The organism is Micromonospora sp. LOL_014 (assembly GCF_048060245.1).
Lineage (GTDB): Bacteria > Actinomycetota > Actinomycetes > Mycobacteriales > Micromonosporaceae > Micromonospora_E.
Genome location: NZ_JBHMIP010000025.1, coordinates 1 through 16,734 on the forward strand (window position 1 = coordinate 1; position 16,734 = coordinate 16,734).

At 71.7% G+C, this 16,734-nt stretch carries 14 protein-coding genes and 1 pseudogene; 5 read left to right on the forward strand and 10 right to left on the reverse strand.

Going from position 1 to position 16,734, the window contains the following annotated elements:
- From ACFHW1_RS21015 to ACFHW1_RS21050, 8 genes and pseudogenes are all read right to left on the reverse strand, one after another.
- Nucleotides 1-543, reverse strand: a pseudogene (locus ACFHW1_RS21015) (hypothetical protein); the annotation flags it as partial.
- Nucleotides 544-826: 283 nt separating this feature from the next.
- Complete coding sequence (locus ACFHW1_RS21020) at nt 827-2,239, reverse strand: MFS transporter (protein WP_416615954.1); 1,413 nt, start codon at nt 2,237-2,239, stop codon at nt 827-829.
- Nucleotides 2,236-3,396 carry an AMP-binding protein gene (locus tag ACFHW1_RS21025; RefSeq protein WP_282229991.1) on the reverse strand — a complete coding sequence of 387 codons (1,161 nt, stop codon included), beginning with the start codon at nt 3,394-3,396 and terminating at the stop codon, nt 2,236-2,238. Before ACFHW1_RS21025 ends, ACFHW1_RS21020 begins: the two co-directional genes overlap by 4 nt.
- The gene (locus ACFHW1_RS21030; RefSeq protein WP_416615955.1) at nt 3,393-4,418 is read right to left on the reverse strand and encodes an ATP-grasp domain-containing protein; all 1,026 of its coding nucleotides are present in this window, start codon (nt 4,416-4,418) and stop codon (nt 3,393-3,395) included. Before ACFHW1_RS21030 ends, ACFHW1_RS21025 begins: the two co-directional genes overlap by 4 nt.
- 73 nt (nt 4,419-4,491) lie before the next feature.
- Nucleotides 4,492-5,316 carry an alpha/beta fold hydrolase gene (locus ACFHW1_RS21035; protein ID WP_416615956.1) on the reverse strand — a complete coding sequence of 275 codons (825 nt, stop codon included), beginning with the start codon at nt 5,314-5,316 and terminating at the stop codon, nt 4,492-4,494.
- A complete protein-coding gene (locus ACFHW1_RS21040) occupies nt 5,313-6,803 on the reverse strand; it encodes a class I adenylate-forming enzyme family protein (protein ID WP_416615957.1) in 1,491 nt (496 codons plus the stop codon). Before ACFHW1_RS21040 ends, ACFHW1_RS21035 begins: the two co-directional genes overlap by 4 nt.
- Nucleotides 6,800-7,468 (reverse strand): class I SAM-dependent methyltransferase, encoded by a 669-nt coding sequence (locus ACFHW1_RS21045; RefSeq protein ID WP_416615958.1) that lies wholly within the window; start codon nt 7,466-7,468, stop codon nt 6,800-6,802. The genes ACFHW1_RS21040 and ACFHW1_RS21045 overlap by 4 nt, the downstream gene beginning before the upstream one ends.
- Nucleotides 7,469-7,735: 267 nt before the next feature.
- A complete protein-coding gene (locus ACFHW1_RS21050; RefSeq protein WP_416590813.1) occupies nt 7,736-8,836 on the reverse strand; it encodes a TRM11 family SAM-dependent methyltransferase in 1,101 nt (366 codons plus the stop codon).
- 79 nt (nt 8,837-8,915) lie between these two features.
- Between ACFHW1_RS21050 and ACFHW1_RS21055 the strand changes: the two genes are divergently transcribed.
- Nucleotides 8,916-9,164: a DUF5522 domain-containing protein gene (locus tag ACFHW1_RS21055; protein WP_416615959.1), complete on the forward strand. Its 249-nt coding sequence runs from the start codon at nt 8,916-8,918 to the stop codon at nt 9,162-9,164.
- A 124-nt stretch (nt 9,165-9,288) separates the two neighbouring features.
- Nucleotides 9,289-9,900: a hypothetical protein gene (locus ACFHW1_RS21060; RefSeq protein ID WP_416555749.1), complete on the forward strand. Its 612-nt coding sequence runs from the start codon at nt 9,289-9,291 to the stop codon at nt 9,898-9,900.
- 76 nt (nt 9,901-9,976) lie between these two features.
- Here ACFHW1_RS21060 and ACFHW1_RS21065 read toward each other — a convergent pair whose 3' ends face one another.
- Nucleotides 9,977-10,702, reverse strand: a complete 726-nt coding sequence (locus tag ACFHW1_RS21065; protein WP_416555748.1) for a metal-dependent transcriptional regulator — start codon at nt 10,700-10,702, stop codon at nt 9,977-9,979.
- A gap of 107 nt (nt 10,703-10,809) precedes the next feature.
- Here ACFHW1_RS21065 and ACFHW1_RS21070 point away from each other — a divergent pair, with 107 nt between their 5' ends.
- The 3 genes from ACFHW1_RS21070 to ACFHW1_RS21080 are packed head-to-tail and all read left to right on the forward strand — an operon-like array spanning nt 10,810 to nt 15,507.
- Nucleotides 10,810-11,664 carry a sulfurtransferase gene (locus ACFHW1_RS21070; protein ID WP_416555747.1) on the forward strand — a complete coding sequence of 285 codons (855 nt, stop codon included), beginning with the start codon at nt 10,810-10,812 and terminating at the stop codon, nt 11,662-11,664.
- 55 nt (nt 11,665-11,719) lie between these two features.
- The gene (locus ACFHW1_RS21075) at nt 11,720-12,958 is read left to right on the forward strand and encodes an acetoin utilization protein AcuC (RefSeq protein WP_416615960.1); all 1,239 of its coding nucleotides are present in this window, start codon (nt 11,720-11,722) and stop codon (nt 12,956-12,958) included.
- 2 nt (nt 12,959-12,960) lie between these two features.
- Nucleotides 12,961-15,507 carry a GNAT family N-acetyltransferase gene (locus tag ACFHW1_RS21080; RefSeq protein ID WP_416555745.1) on the forward strand — a complete coding sequence of 849 codons (2,547 nt, stop codon included), beginning with the start codon at nt 12,961-12,963 and terminating at the stop codon, nt 15,505-15,507.
- A gap of 107 nt (nt 15,508-15,614) precedes the next feature.
- Here the strand turns inward: ACFHW1_RS21080 and sigB are convergent, their stop codons facing one another.
- Nucleotides 15,615-16,592 (reverse strand): RNA polymerase sigma factor SigB, encoded by a 978-nt coding sequence (sigB, locus tag ACFHW1_RS21085; protein WP_416568411.1) that lies wholly within the window; start codon nt 16,590-16,592, stop codon nt 15,615-15,617.
- Nucleotides 16,593-16,734: the final 142 nt, after the last annotated feature.

The following is a 16,734-nucleotide window of genomic DNA, read 5'->3' on the forward strand; positions in this document are numbered from 1 at the left end:
TTCGGTCGCAGACGATTCCCGTCGCAACGCGCCTGCGCCTCGACCGCACGGTAATCCCACGCCCATCGTCCACCGGTAACGCCGACGGCTGGCTAGGCCCATCGGGTCGGCGTGGGTGGCGCCGAAGAACGGCTCGGCGGCGGGGGAGCGCCAGTCGAGCAGCAGTTGGCGGCCGGCGTCGTCGGTCAGCCCCTGCCGTCCGACGTACACCGGGTCTGAACGGTCGTCGGTGCCGCCACCGGCGTCGGGGACCATCCGGCCGAGGCACAGGTCGAGGCCGAACCGGCGCAGCGCCCCCAGCCGTACGGTGAGCCGGCGGACCTCCTGGTCGCGGTCCACCGCCCGCCGGCCCCCGCCGGCCGGTGCCTTACGGGCCGCGTCTAGCCGCTCCGAAAGGTCGGTGGCCAGTTGGTCGAGGCGGTGCGCGACGGCCGAGAAATGCCGCTCGTCGTCGGCGATCAGTTTCGGGTCGGCCTTGGCGTGCAGCCGGTCGGGGAGATCGAAAGCGCTGGTGGTCAGCGGGCGCACCTCGATCAGCTCCATTCTCGGGTCGGCGGAAGAAACGCAGCGTCCAGCGGCCGGTAAATGCCGGAGAACTGGCGTAGGAACGCGATTGTGCGCGACGACCCGGGTCTTGCCGCAAGACCCCCTGTGCGCTATATGTTTATAGTGGCGGGAGACGAGGGCACCGGTCACTGTCCTGCCGCCGAGGGAACCCACATGGTTGTCCCAGGGCCGATGTGACGACAGTGACGGTTCCCTCGAGCTGATCCCGTCGCTGGCCGGCAGCGACGGTCGAACGGTTCATGGTCGGGGACGACCGCCGTCACGGTTTCGATGTCGTCCTGGTCAGGTTCGGGCCGGCGACCAGGCAGGAGATACCGCCCAGCACGGCCACCCCGGCCAGCAGCAGCATCGCCGCGCGGGCCGCCCCGACGGTGACGACCTCGCCGATCTGACTGTGCAGCAGGGTGCCGACGGCTGCGGCACCCAGCATCGAACCGATCTGCAACGAGGTGATCAGCACCCCGGACGCGGCGCCGGCCTGCTGCTGTTCGACGTCGGACAACGCGACCACCGCCAGCGGGGTGAACAGGAACGCGTTGCCGACACCGATGACGCACATCGGGGCGACGAACGCCGTCCACGTCGCACCGTCGCGCATCTCGATCGCCGCCCACGCCATGCCGGCGACAGTGGCCGCCGCCCCGACCAGCAGCAGGTAGCGGCCCTGGACCCGGTCGGCGAGTTTGCCGGCCACCGGGTCGAGCAGGGTGGAGAACAGTGACGCCGGCACGATCATCAGCCCGGCGGCCCACGCGTCGAGGCCGAGCACCTGCTGGAAGTACAGCGACAGCACCAGCACCAGGCCGATGACGGTGCCGGAGGTGGTCAGCGAGAAGCCGTTCATCAGCGGGAAGTTGCGCCGCCGGAACAGCGCGAACGGCACCAGCGGCTCCCGGTCCTGGCGGCGGCGCTGCTGGGCGAGGAAGGCCACCACGAACAGCCCGGACACGCCGAGCGTCGTCCAGATGCCGGCGTTCCAGCCGTACCGTTCGCCCTGGCTGATGCCGAACGCCAGGCAGAACAACGCCGCCGAGGCCAGCACCACCCCGGGCACGTCGAGCCGGCGGCGGACGCGTTGCGCGACCTCGGGCAGCACGAGCCGGCCGACCACGAGCATCAGCAACCCGAGCGGCAGATTCAGCCAGAAGATCCACCGCCAGTCGAGGGTGCTGACCAGCACCCCGCCGGCGGCCGGTCCGCTGATCGCGGCGATCCCGCCGACCGCCCCCCGGATGCCGAACGCCGTGCCCCGGCGGTCCGGGGGAAACGCCTCCATCAGCAGGGCGAGGGTCTGCGGGGTGAGTAGCGCCGCGCCGAGGCCCTGCACCGCACGGGCAGCGATCAGCTGGCCGGGCTCCTGGGCCAGGCCCGCCGCGACACTGGCGACGGTGAAGACGGCGACCCCGAGCAGGAAGATCCGCCGCCGACCGTAGAGGTCACCGAGCCGGCCGGCGGTGATCAGGGCCATCGCCAGCAGGAAGATGTAGGCGCTCAGCGACCACACCACCTGGTCGGCCGACGCGTCGAGATCGGCCATGATGCTCGGCACCGCGACGGCGAGCACCGCCACGTCGAGCTGGGTGAGGAAGTACGCCAACGACAGGACGGCCAGCACCGCCCACGGGTTGCCGCGCAGTCTGGCCAGCAGCTTTGGCTCGCTCACGGTCGTCATCCGGTCGGCTCCAGCCAGATCATCGGGGGGATCTTGTTGGTGCGGTCCACCCGGCGCAGCCGCGGCACCTGCTCGACAGCGACCGCTGTGGGATGGTGCCGGGCGACGACGCCCAGATCGTAGAACTGGTGCAGCAGCCGGGTGCGTACCGCCGCCGGGTCGGCGTCTCCGGTGTAGTGCACGGTCACCGCGCTGACCGAGTGGCGCTCGCCGACGGCCCGCCGCAGCAGCAGCTGTGCGTCGCGTACCCCTGGTGCGGCGCGGACGATGTCCAGCACCGTACCGATGCCGACCAGCGCGCCGTGCAGCTTGATGGCGTCGTCGGCGCGGCCCAGCACCCGCAGCGCGTCCGGCCGGCCGCAGCCGCAGGCCGCCGCCGCGACCCGGTCGCCGAGCCGGTACCGCACGGTCGGCACCGTCCAGCCGCCACCCACTCTGGACAGCAGGGCGCCGGCGTCGTCGAGCTCGAGCACCTGGTCGGGCATCAGGTGCAGCACCGAGGGGTCGCAGGCCGGGGTGTTCGTGGCGATGACGTACGTTTCGACCGAGCCGTAGTTGCCCCATAGCTGGACCTGCGGGAACGCCTTCCGCACGATGGTCGCCTTCTCCTCGGTCCACGGCTCGGCCATCCAGATGATTTTTGCGATCGGGGTGGCCGCGCCCGCGTCGAGTACGCCCCGGGCCAGGTCGGCCAGGGCCGTCGGGGTGCCGGCGACCGCGTTGACGCCGAGCCGACGCAGGGTCGGCAGCCAGCCGTCGACCTCCTCGGGGGTGATCGGACCGAACGGTGCCACGTCGGCGCCGCACCGTCCGGCCAGCTCCTGCATGTAGTAGTGCGACGCCCACAGCCGGCCGGGGGTGAACAGGTTGAGCAGGAGGTCACCGCCGACCAGCGGTCGCCACTGCTGCAGCAGCCGGTCGATGGCCTGGTGGTACGCCACGTAGGTGAGCTTGGGCTGCCCGGTGGTGCCGCCGCTGGACAGCAGTAGCGCACCGGTCCGCCGGGTCACCGCGTGCGAGACGGCGAAGATCTCGTCCGGTCCGGTGACCGGTAGGTCGGCGAGTCCGGCGGCGGTGTCCGGCACGGCCGGGGCACCGGCGGCGGCGTTACGTCGGGCCTGGTCGCGCAGCGCGTCCCAGGGCACCGCGCCGATCATCCCGGCCGCCGACGCGGCTGGTCGTCACCAGCGGCGTGCCACCGGGCGAATCCGGCCAGGTACGCCTCGAACCGGGCCCGCACGATCGCCCGGGCGGCGGCGTCCTGCTCGGGAATGCCGTTGAACGCGACCGCGCCGTCGAGTTCGATCTCCGACACCCAGTGCCGCTCGCCGTCGAAGAGGAAGTCCAGAGTGAAGTACGGCGTGGGTAGCCGTCCGGCGACGTAGGCGACGGTGCCGGCGAGCTCCGGCGGCAGAGCCGAGTAGCCGCGTTCGTGCCGGCCGCCGCTGGCCTTGGTGACTGCCAGGCAGTAGCCGTCCTTGTAGCCGTACAGCACGGTGTGTGCCTGCCCGTCGACGACATACACCCGCTGTTCGCGTACCACCTTGAGGTAGGGCTGGGCGACCAACGCGGTGTCCGAGCCACCGGCGAGTCCGATAAGACCTTTCAGGTCGTTCATGTTGTGTACCACCGAGATGCCCAGGCCCATGCCCCAGTAGGCGGGTTTGACGATCAACGGGAACGGCAGCGCGGCGAGCGCGGCGTCGCTGCGGCCGACCATCGCCTCTCGACCACTGCCCACCCGGATCGTCGGCAGCAGCGGGATCGGACTGCCGGCCAGGTGCACCACGCTGGCCAGCTTGTCCTCGCCGATGTAGGACAGTGCTGGTGGGATCGGCAGGTAGAAGCCGAGCCGTTCCAGGATGGTGAACAGGAACACCTGGTTGCACACGTCCTGGGTCTGGTGCGGCAGGGAGTAAAGCGAGGTGACGAAGATGGTGTTGGCCGGGGTGACCGGCTCACCGTTGAGCCAGACTCTGGGCTGGCCCGGGTCGGTCGCGTCGACCGCGACCTCCTCGGGCTTGTTCACCGTGAACTCCAGGCCCAGGTCGGCGGCGATTTCCTGGTACGGCCCCCAGACCGCGTCCTGCTCGGCCTGCCGTAGCCAGGCGGTGCCCCGGTCGGGGTAGATCCAGCTGAGGCGCCGCGCCGTACTGGGCGCGGCCGTGCGATCGGTCAATGCCCTCTCCCTTGCGGTGTGGTGCGGGTCCTCGGCCGGTGGGTCCGCGTCGGCTGGGTCCCGGGCGGATGGCTCAGGTGGCCACCGGGTGGTCGACGAAGGTCGACACGAGTTCCGCGAACCGGTCAGGTTCCTCGACGAACGGCAGATGGCCGCTGCCGGTGAACACCTCCAGCCGGGACGCCGGTATCGCCGAGCGCAGCCACCCGCCGACGTCGCCGGGGTAGACCTGGCTGTGCGCTCCGTGGACGAGCAGCGTCGGTACGCTGATCCGGCGCAGCCGGTCACGCCAGTCCACGGTGAGTGCCTCGGCGAGCAGCGCCCGTACGGCGTCCGGGCCGCACCGGCGGGTCTCGTCGATGAGGCCGGCCAGCGTCGTCGGGTCGGGGTCGGTGCCGGCGGCGAACGAGCCGCGGACCAGCCCGGCTGCGAAGGCGGGGTAGTCGTCGGTCACGCTGGCCAGGACGGCGTCGGCCCCGGCGGCGTCGAGGTTGCCGAAGGCGGCGTACGGCCAGTCATGGTCGCGCAGCAGCCGTGGGGTCTGCTCGACCGACACCAGGGCCCGGATCCGGGCAGCCCCGAACTGCTCCAGGTAGCCGTAGGCCACGGTCGCGCCGAGCGACCAGCCCAGCAGGGTGACCTCGGTCAGGTCAAGCTCTTCGATGGTGGTGTGCAGGTCCTCGGCGGCGCGGGTGAGGCTGGCCGGCCGGTCGGCTGTGGCGTTGTCGCCGTGTCCGGGCAGTTCGACGACCACCACCCGGTGCCGGGTGGCGAGCCGGGCCACCGCGGCGGAGAAGAACTCGGCGGTGGCGGCCAGCCCGGGCACAATGACCAGGGCCGGTCCGTGACCGCGCGTGACCAGGGCCGGTCCGTGACCGCGGTCCAGGTGCCGGGTCATCGGCTGCCCCCGGCCAACCCGAGTCGCGTGCGGAGCAACGGTTTGTCGATCTTGCCGACCGGGGTACGGGGCATCGCGGCGACGAGGTGCACTGAACCGGTCAGCCCGTACCGGGCGAGCAGTTCCTCGACGGCCTTGACGGCCTCGTCGTCGGAGTGCCCGTCTGCCGGGGCGACGGCCACGGCGACCGCGTCGCGGTAGTCGCCGGGGTGCACGGCCAGACTGACGGCCTGTGCCACTGCCTCGGCCGCGCCGAGTTCGGTGTCGAGCACTGGCGCCGGCAGCGGCCCGGCGGGGGTGGCCAGCGTCTCGGACACCCGGCCCAGGATCCGGTAGCCGCCCTGTGGGTTGCGTTCGGCAACGTCCCCGGTCCAGAACTCGGGCCGGCGGAAGGTACGGGCGTTGGCTTGCGGTGCGTCGACGTACCCCTCGCTGGTGCAGTCCGAGTAGAGGACCAGTTCCCCGACGTCGGGGTGGCCGGGCACGAAGGCTTCCAGCCGGGTGCCGACGCCACGGACCGGGACCATGGCGGTGTCGGTCTGCGGTACGTCGTCCATGTTGCCCAGCGCCAGGCCGAACTCGGTCGAGCCGTAGATCTGCCGGATGTGTACGCCGAGCACGTCGGCGGCGTCCCGGACGATCGTCGGGCTGAGATAGGCACCACCGCACAGCGGGCGGCGCAGCGCCGGCAGCGGGAACCGGCCCTGGCGCCGGGCGGCGGCGACCAGGTCGGCGTAGTGCTGCGGCAGGGCGCTGGTCACGGTCGCCTGGTGGGCGGCTAGTTGGGTCAGCAGCGTGCCGGTCGGCGCGTGCGGGTCGGCGAGCACCAGTTGCGCGCCGGACAGCAGTGCCGCGAACACGTGCAGGTCGGTGGCGTGTGCCACGTCGAGGGTGTGACGGCAGAAGAAGACGTCGTCGGGACGGATCCCGGTGTCGGCCAGCCAGCGGCGCCGTTCGGCGACGAAGCGGTCCTGCCGCCAGGCCATCATCTTCGGGAAGCCGGTCGAACCGGAGGTCCACAGTAGCCGAAAGATGGCGGTGGCCGCCGAGGCGGTGGAGTCCGCGGTGGGCTGCGTGGTGGGCTCTGGCCGGGGCGTCGCGGCGGTCAGCGTGTCGAGGTCGACAGTGGCCGGGCCGTCGGCGGGGATCCGGCGGTGCCCGTCGGTGACCAGCAGGGCGGGGCGTGCCCGGTCGAGAGCGGTCCGCACCCCGGCGTCGTCGAAGTTCGCCATCAGCGGTACGTAGCGGGCACCGAGCCGGGCCACCGCCAGGATCAGGCAGACGTACCCGATGCTGTTGCGCAGCACCACGGCGACGGTGTCGCCAGCCGCGACGCCGTGCGCGGGGAGGCCGGCGGCGACCCGGTCGGTCGTCTCGACGAGTTCGCGGTACGTCACAAACGCACCGCCGGTGGTGCGTACCGCCACGGCCTCGGGTCGACGGCTGGCCACCTCGCGGACGGCCTGGTAGAGCCCGGCAGCGGTCACGACGCCAGCCACCCGGCGTAGGTGGCGAATCGCCAGTCCTTGGTCAGACAGTCCACGGTGTCGAAGCCGGCGGCGCGGAGCCAGCCGAGTTGAGTTTCGACGTCGATGCAGATGTCGTGCTTCATCCGTTCGCGGCCGGCCGCCCATTCGTCGGCAGGCGTTCCGGCGGCGTGTACGTGGTCTTCGTGCTGCCGGTCGTACATCTGCTCCAGTCGCGGTGTGGGCGCGAGGACCTGCTCGACGTTGACGAAGATCCCACCCGGCCGCAAAATGCCGGGTAGGCGACCGAACAGCGTTTGTTTTTCGTGATGCTCGAGGTGGTGGATAGCTAGGCCGGAAACAACTGCGTCGTATGGTCCTGTCGGCAGCGGATCCATCAGTCCCTGAACGGAAAAACTGACTTGATGAGCACTGTTGAACCGTTGTTTTGCCTGTGCGAGCATCCGCTCGGAATGGTCTACGAGAGTGATCGTTGCTTCGGGGATGCGGGCGATCAGCGCTGCGCTGAGCAGCCCGGTCCCTGCGCCCAGATCCAGGATCCGTGCGTGGCCCGGCACCGACATCTGTACCGCGCTGGACGCGCTGTCGTACAACAGGTCGAACGACGGGATGAGTTGACGCCGCAGTGCATCGTAGGTAGTGGGATTCCACAGCTCGAAGGTCACGATAATCCCCCCGTGGGTCACCGGTCGACGTTTTTGTGGCACTGGCATCGGATGCTGGATATACGGTGTTCTGCTGAGCCGACACATTGTCGGATGGTGATTCCTGTGGTGCGCGTATCTGCTTGCCGGCATGCGCTATTCAGAAAGTATCAAGGAGTGGCGGAGCAATGAAGAGATCGGTCAATATCAAAGTGTGATGCTGGTCACATTGTCGATCGTGTTGTCCGTTTTTGACGAACTGTCGATCGTGTCAGTAATCTGCGTTTGTCAGGCTCTTTGGGCCACGATCAGGTCCCGGACGATCGCCTGGTCGACCCGATGGGCGAAGCCGCCGTACCCCGGACCGTCGGCCACTTCCAGGCCCGCCTTGACCAGCAGCGCGGCCAGATCGTCGCGGGCGGCGACCAGGGTGTTCCAGGAGATACCGAGCGCCCCGCCGGGGCGCAGCAGGGCCACCCACTCCGGCAACGCCTCAGCCAGCAGACCCAACGGATCGCGGGTCAACCGGCCCGCTTGACCGCGGGTGCCGTGCTGCACCCCGTACGGCGCGTCGGTGACGATCGCGTCGAAGCTGCCGGCCCGGAACACCTGCCGGCTGCGGCGGGTGTCCGCGTGCACCATCGTCAGGTCGACGATTCGCCCGGCCCGGTGGTCGTCCTTGCTGGCCGCCAGGGTGACCGCCAGCCGTCGGCCCAGTACGGCCCGGTTGCGCCGCACCGGGGTGATCTCGGCCGAGTGCTTGAGCCGCTTGTGCTTCAACCAGGTACGGATGAAGTTGGCGTACACCTCGAAGTCCTTGCCGTCGATCTCCACCCCGGCGGCGTGCCAGCCGTACATCATCGCCTGGTTGAGCGTGGTGCCCCGGCCGCACATCGGATCGAGGACCCGCAGCGGCGGCGAGTCCGGGCCGAGCGGCCCGGCCGCCGCTCCGACGGTAACGGCGGTCCCGCTGGTCCCGCCGGTCCCAGCGGCACCGGCCCGGTCGGTCGTGGCCAGCGCGGTCACGTTCAACAGCAGTCTGGTGAACTGCTCATTGGTCTTGCCGGCGTACTTCGGGATGGTGATCAGGTCGCTGTCGAAGCGGTCCCGGCCGGTCACCTCCAGTGGCCGCAGCAGGTCGCCGTCGCGGGCGAAGAACGCGTACCGGGCGGACAGGTTGGCCAGCACGGACAGGTCCCGGTCGGTCAGATCGACACCGGTGAAGGTGACGTACGGCAGCCCGCCGATCGTGGTGATCGTGATGTCGGCGAGCCGGCCGTCGAGAGCTCTGTCGCCGAAGACGGTCAGCTCAGCGGCGGCCAGCCCGACCGCCGACTCGGCGTACACCCGGTTCGCCGACGGGTGGATCAGCAGGGCGTACGCGGTCATCGGCGGTCCATTCGGTCAGGCGGGTGCGGGTGGGACCCACGAGTGTTACCACACCGGCGGCCTGCGTAAGGTCACCGGCATGGCACGGCAGCGGGGGCGGCGTCTGCCGCTGGCGGACCGCCCGCTCACTGAACCGCATTTGGCGCGGCTGCCGGCCGACAACCCGCACCGGGCGGCGGTGCTGGCCGCACACGCGGCAGCGCTCGACGCCGGCGAGGCCGGTTACCTGGATCCGGGCACCGGGCTGTTCGTGCTGACCGCGGCGTTCCTGGCCCACCGGGGCACCTGCTGTGGCCAGGGTTGCCGGCACTGCCCGTATTTGGGGTGATTCCGGGGAATTCCTACGCGGCGCGGTCGGTGCGGGTGGCGGGCTTTCGCGGCGGCGGCGGAACCCGTACGGTGTGCGACGAACAATCCGCCTTTTTCGGCCGGCCTGACCGTGGGAGGTCACTGTGGGCGTTCGGTTGCGCCTGTCCGGCGCCGGGCTGATCCTGCTGCTGTTCGCCGCCGGCTGCTCCGACCGGGCGGTGGCCACCGAGAACCCTGCCCCGGACGATCCGGCCCAGGCCAGTCCGTCGCCGAGCCCGGTCGAGCCGTACCCGGAGGTGCCCCGTCCGCCGGCTGCCGAGTCCGGCGGGGCATGCCGGGTGTTCGACTTCGACGTGGTCGAGCAGACCGTCGGGTTCCGGTTCGAGGTGGCGGCGGCCAACAAGCACGACAAGACGCAGTCGTGCGTGCTGCGGCCGGCCGAGGAGCCACTGCCGGACCTGATGGTCTCCATCTCGGACACCAGGGCGAGCGCGTCGGTCTTCGCCGACGACGTCGCCCCGGTCGGTGCCAAGGAGATCAAGGATCTCGGCAAGGCCGCCTACTGGATCCCGGTCAAGCCGGACCCCGACACTGGGTACGGGGCGGCGCTGGAGGTCAACTGGATCACCGGGGACCCGAAACTGATCAGCCTGCGCTGGACGTTCGCCCCCGGTGACGACGAACTGTCCGCCGTGGAGCTGGCGCCAAAGATGGTCGAGCTGGCCCGGGTGGTGCACGACAACCGCAAGAAGTGACCGGCCGGCCGTGCCGGGGCACCGCCGGCCGGGTCGCGCCCAGGGCGGTCGCGCCGACCGGCGGAGCGCCGGTTGCTCAGGCGGCCGCGCCGGCCAGCGACCGACCGTGGTCGGCGGCCGCGACGAACACCCGGGACGCGACCTCGCGCGGCAGGTGGATCTTGTCGCCGGACCGGTCGATGGTCACCCCGTCGCGTTCCTGCGCGACGGTGACCGTCGCCCCTGGGTCCACCCCGGCGGCGTGCAACTGGCGGAGCACGTCGGCGTTGGTCTGCACGCTCTCGCAGATCCGGCGGACCACGACCGTGCCGGTCAGGCCGGGGAACGCCAGATTGCGCTCGGTGTCCGGGCCGATGTCCGGATTGGTCAGCTTTGTCGGTCCGTCACCCAGCGCGTCCAGGCCGGGGATCGGGTTGCCGTACGGCGACCGGGTCGGCCGGTTGAGCAGGTCGTAGACCTTCTTCTCGACCGCGTCGCTCATCACGTGCTCCCAACGGCAGGCCTCCTCGTGGGCCTCCTCGTAGGGCATGCCGATGACGTTGACCAGCAGCAGCTCGGCGAGCCGGTGCTTACGCATCACCGAGACCGCTTGGGCCCGGCCCAGCTCGGTGAGTCGTAAGTTTCGGTCGTCCTCGATGGTGAGCAGCCCGTCGCGCTCCATCCGGGCGACCGTCTGGCTGACGGTGGGGCCGCTCTGGTGCAGCCGCTCGGCGATCCTGGCACGCAGCGGCGGCACCGACTCTTCCTCGAGCTCAAGTATGGTGCGCAAATACATCTCTGTGGTATCGACAAGATCATTCACGGTCAGCTGCCCTCCAGTGTTCAATCCTACCTTGCAGCACCGATAACCAGCCGGAACGGATGATCGGCAAGGGACAGGAGTAGCCCCGCATGGTGTTGACTGGGATGGTGTTCGATACCGCAGACCCTACCGTCGCCGTCACCGAACTCGCCGCCGCGCTGGCCGGTGGGCGACCGCCGACCCTGCTGGACGTGCGCTGGCGGCTCGTCGGCCCGCCGGGCCGCGACGACTACGTCGCCGCCCACCTGCCCGGCGCGGTCTTCGTCGACCTGGACGCCGACCTGTGCGGCCCACCGGGCGCCGGTGGCCGGCACCCGCTGCCCGACCCGGCACCGCTGCAGCGGACGTTGCGCCGAGCCGGGGTGCGCGCCGGGTGGCCGGTCGTCGTCTACGACGGTGGCGACGGTCTCGCCGCCGCCCGCGCCTGGTGGACGCTGCGCTGGGCCGGGCACCGGCCGACCTGGATGCTTGATGGCGGCTACCCCGCCTGGCTGGCGGCCGGCCGACCGGTCACCGCCGACGTGCCGGCACCGCCGCCCGGCGACGTGACCGTACGCCCGGGAGGTATGCCGGTGCTCGACGCCGCCGCCGCCGGCCGGCTACCCCGGCAGGGTGGGCTGCTGATCGACGTCCGCGTAGACGCCCGGTACCGGGGCGAGCATGAGCCGGTCGACCCGGTGGCCGGGCACATCCCCGGCGCGGTCAACCTGCCGACCACGCTGCACCTCGACGATGCCGGGCTGCTGCGCGACGCCGGGACGCTGCGGGACCGGTTCACCGGTGCCGGGCTGCGCCCGCAGGACCCGGTCGCGGCGTACTGCGGGTCGGGGGTGACCGCCGCGCACACGGTGCTCGCCCTGCACCGCGTTGGCCGCACCGATGCGGCGCTGTATCCCGGATCGTGGAGCGAGTGGATCACCGACCCGGCCCGACCGGTCGCCACCGGCGCGGACCCCGGCTGACCCGGTCTGCTGCCGGCCGGGCACGGGGTCGGCAGGTGCGTGCGACGATGGCCAGATGTCGGACGGGACGAGTCAGCTGCCGGACGGGACGAACCAGACACGGGCGGCGGGCGGTACCGACGCGACGCTGGTGGTCTGGGACGAACGCCTGCTGGCGTACGACCTCGGTGACCATCCGCTGGACCCGGTACGGGTCGAGCTGACGATCGCGTTGGCCCGCGAGTACGGCCTGCTGGACCGCCCCGGGGTGCGGCTGGGCGCCCCGGAGCCGGCCGACGACGTGGCGCTCACCCGGGTGCACCGGGCTGACTACCTCGACGCCGTCCGGGTCGCGCACGACGACCCGTTCTTCTCCGGGTACGGCCTCGGCACCCCCGACAATCCGACGTTTGCCGGGATGCACGACGCCAGCGCGCTGGTCGCCGGTGCCACGATGGCTGCCGCCGAGGCGGTCTGGCGCGGCGACGTACGGCGGGCGGTCAATGTCTCGGGCGGGCTGCACCACGCGATGCCCGGCCGGGCCGCCGGGTTCTGCGTCTACAACGACCCGGCAGTGGCGATCGCCCGGCTGCTGGACCTCGGCGCCGAACGCATCGCGTACGTTGATATCGACGTGCATCACGGCGACGGGGTGCAGGAGATCTTCTACGACGACCCGCGGGTGCTCACCGTCAGCCTGCACGAAACGCCGCTGGCGCTGTTCCCCGGCACCGGATTCCCCGACGAGGTGGGCGGCCCCGGCGCGCAGGGCAGTGCGGTGAACGTCGCGCTGCCGTCCGGCACCGCCGACCGGGGCTGGCTGCGCGCGTTCCACGCCGTGGTGCCGTCGCTGCTGCGGGCCTTCCGGCCGCAGCTGCTCGTCACCCAGTGCGGGGCGGACGCGCACCGGCTCGACCCGCTGGCCGACCTGGGGCTCAGCGTCGACGGTCAGCGGGCCGCGTACCTGGCGCTGCGGGCCCTCGCCGATGAGCACTGCGGCGGCCGCTGGGTCGCCACCGGTGGCGGCGGGTACGCGCTGGTCGAGGTGGTGCCCCGGGCCTGGACCCATCTGCTGGCGATCGCCACCGGCGCGCCGATCGACCTGGCCACGCTGACCCCACCCCGGTGGCGGGAGCTGGCCGCCGCCCGCTGCCCCGGCCGACAGGTCCCGCTGCGGATGACCGACGAGGCCGACCTGAACTTCCAGCCGTGGCAGCCGGCCGGTGACCCGGACCCGATCGACCGGGCGATCATGGCGACCCGCCGGGCCGTCTTCCCCCTGCACGGACTCGATCCGCACGACCCCCGGGACTGACCATGGACCGATCGGCTGACGTGCTGCTGCGCGACGGCACCACCGTCCACCTGCGGCAAATCCGCCCGGACGACGCCGACGCGATCGTCGCGATGCACGCCCGGTTCTCCGACCGCACCCGCTACCTGCGGTACTTCTCCCCGTACCCGCGGATCCCCGACCGCGACCTGGCGCGCTTCGTCAACGTCGACCACCACGACCGGGAGGCGTTCGTGGTGGTCTCCGGTGACCGGATCTTCGCGGTCGGCCGCTACGACCGGATGGGTCCGGGCTCAGCCGAAGCCGAGGTCGCCTTCGTCGTCGAGGACACCCACCAGGGCCGGGGCGTCGGTTCGGTGCTGTTGGAGCATCTCGCCGCCGCCGCCCGATCCGAGGGCGTCACCTCGTTCGTCGCCGAGGTGCTGCCGGTCAACGCGCCGATGCTGCGGGTCTTCGCCGACGCCGGCTTCCAGGTCCGCCGCCGGTACGCCGACGGCGTGGTCCACCTGAGCTTTCCGATCGCCCCGACGGAGGCGTCCCTGCAGGTGCAGTGGAGCCGGGAACACAGCGCCGAGGCCCGGTCGATCGCCCGGCTGCTGACCCCGCGGGGAGTCGCCGTCTACGGCGCCAGCGCCACCGGCCAGGGGGTCGGCGCGGCCGTCCTCGGCCATCTGCGCGACGGCGGGTTCACCGGGGACGTGGTCCCGGTACATCCGGCGGTGGACCGCATCGGCGGGCTGCCCGCTCACCGTCGGGCGGCCGACGCCGGCAACCCGGTCGACCTGGCGGTCGTCGCGGTGGCGCCGGACGCGGTGCCGGCCGTGGTCGCCGACGCCGCCGCCGCCGGCGCCCACGGCGTCGTGGTCATCTCGGCCGGCTTCGCCGAGTCCGGCCCGGCCGGCGCCGCCGCCCAGCGGGAACTGATCCGTACGGCGCACGTGGCCGGGCTGCGGGTGGTCGGACCGAACTGTCTCGGCGTGGCCAACACCGACCCTCGGATCCGGCTCAACGCGACGCTGGCGCCGCAGCTTCCGCCGGCCGGCCGGGTCGGCTTTTTCAGCCAGTCCGGTGCGCTCGGCGTGGCGTTGCTCGCCGAGGCGGACCGGCGTGGGCTCGGGTTGTCGACGTTCGTGTCGGCCGGCAACCGGGCCGACGTCTCCGGCAACGACCTGCTGCAGTACTGGCAGGACGACCCCGGCACCGACGTGATCCTGCTGTACCTGGAGACGTTCGGCAATCCCCGCAAGTTTGCCCGGCTGACCCGCCGGATCGGGCGCACCAAGCCGGTGGTGGCGTTGGCCCCCGGCGCCGGCCCGGTGGCACCCGTCGAGCTGGGCCCGGACGCCGCCGCGGTGACCCGGCTGTTCGCCCGGTCTGGGGTGATCCGGGTCGACACGGTCGCGGAGATGTTCGACGTCGGTACCCTGCTGGCCAATCAGCCGCTGCCGGTGGGCCGGCGGGTGGCCGTGGTCGGCAACTCGTCGGCGTTGACCATGCTGGCTGCGGCGGCCTGCCGGGCGCAGCGGCTCACCGTGGCGGCCGACTACCCACGTACCGTTGCGCCCGAAGCCGGCGCGCACGAGTTCGCCGACGCGCTCGCCGACGCTGCCGTCGATGCCGCCGTGGACGCCCTGGTGGTGGTGTTCGCGCCGCCGTTGCCCAACCAGTTGGCGGACGAGGACGCCGACTTCACCTCGGCGTTGGCCAGCGTCGCACTCGCCGGTGACAAGCCGACGGTCGCGACGCTGCTGGTCGGCCAGCCGCCGGCCGGAGTGCCGACCTACCCGTCGGTGGAGGAGTCGGTCCGGGCGCTGGCCCGGGTCGCCGACTACGCCGACTGGCTGCGCGAGCCGCCCGGTACGGTGCCGGACCTGGCCGGGATCGACCCGGCTGTGGCCGGTGCCGCGCTGACCGTCGACCCGGCCGACCCGGTCGGGCTGCTCGCCGGGTACGGCATCGAGGTGGTCGACTCGATCCCGGCCGCCTCGGTCGACCAGGCGGTGGCCGCCGCGCTGCGGCTGGGCCTGCCGGTCGTGCTCAAGGCCGCCGCGGACGGACTGCGACACCGGTTGGACCTCGGCGCGGTACGGCTCGATCTGGCCAACGTGGACGCGGTGGAACGGGCGTACCGTGACGTCGCGGCCCAGTTCGGCGCGCAGGTGCTGATCCAACGGATGGTGCCACCCGGCGTTGCCTGCGTGGTCGAGTCGACCACCGACCCCACCTTCGGCCCGGTGGTCGGTTTCGGGCTGGGCGGCGTAGCGACCGATCTGCTGGGTGACCGGGCCTGGCGGGCCGCGCCGCTGACCGACCGGGACGCGGCCGGGCTGGTCGACGAACCTCGGGCGGCACCGCTGCTGTCCGGCTATCGGGGAGCCGGCCCAGTGGACCGGGCCGCCCTGGTCGATCTGCTGCTACGGGTGGGGCGGCTCGCCGACGAACAGCCGCAGGTTCACCGGTTACGGCTCAACCCGGTGCTGGCCCGGCCGGACGGGCTGGCGGTGCTGCACGCCAGCGTCGTGGCCGGTCCGCCGGACGCCCGCCCGGACACCGGCCCGCGCCGGCTGTGACCGCACCAGACGGCCGCGCCGGCGGTGACCGTCTTGACGTCGCGCGGCCGGTCGGAGCCCCTGCTCCGACCGGCCGCCGCCCCCGATGCGCCGGCTGTCCCCCCCGGTCAGCCGGCGTACGTCTCCAGCCGCTGCGCCCGCGACGGATGCCGCAACTTGAGCAGCGTGACCTTCTCGATCTGTCGGATCCGCTCCCGGGACAGGCCGAACTCCCGGCCCACCTCGTCGAGGGTGCGCTGCCGGCCGTCGTCCAGCCCGAACCGCAGCCGGATCACCGCCTGCTCCCGCTGGGACAAGGTGGACAGGACGATCTCCACCTCGTTGCGCAGCTTGCCCTCGGACGCGGATTCCCCGCCCTGCTCGCGCGGGTCGACGGCGGCGACGAAGTCGCCGAGGGCGCTCTCGCCGTCCTCGCCGACGGTCTGGTCCAGGCTGACCGGCTCCCGGTCGTAGGAGATGAGCTCGATCACCTGGAATTCGGGCACCGACATGGCGGCGGCGATGTCGCCGATCGTCGGCTCCCGCCCCAGCGTCGCCGACAGGTCACGGCGAGCCCGTACCATCCGGTTGACCTGCTCGACCATGTGTACCGGGATCCGGATGGTGCGGGCCTGGTCGGCCATGGCACGGGTGATGGCCTGGCGGATCCACCAGGTGGCGTAGGTGGAGAACTTGTAGCCCTTGGCGTAGTCGAACTTCTCGACGGCCCGGATCAGGCCGAGGTTGCCCTCCTGGATCAGGTCGAGGAAGGCCATCCCCCGACCGGTGTACCGCTTCGCGATGCTGACCACCAGCCGCAGGTTCGCCTCCAGCAGGTGGTCCTTGGCGGCGCGGCCCTCGGCGGCGACGACGTCCAGGTCGGCGCGCAACTGCGCGGACAGCCGGTCGGGCCCGGCGAGCTTCTCCTCGGCGAACAGCCCGGCCTCGATCCGCTTGGCCAGCAGCACCTCCTGTACGGCGGTGAGCAGCTTGGTGCGTCCGATCCCGTTCAGGTATGCGCGGACCAGATCGGCCGAAGCGCCGCGGTCGTCGGTGGCGTCAAGGTCGTGCTGACCGTCGGTGGTGACCTGGACGGTGGTGTCGATGTCGTCTTCGATGGTACGCGTGACCACTCTCAGTCGCCTCCCCGCGTCGACAAGTGGTGAGCCAGCAGCGGAGTGCCGCTGGTGACAACCAGCTTGCCGGGTAGGGCGTGAAGTCACGGTTAGCCGGGGGCCAGGTGGCATG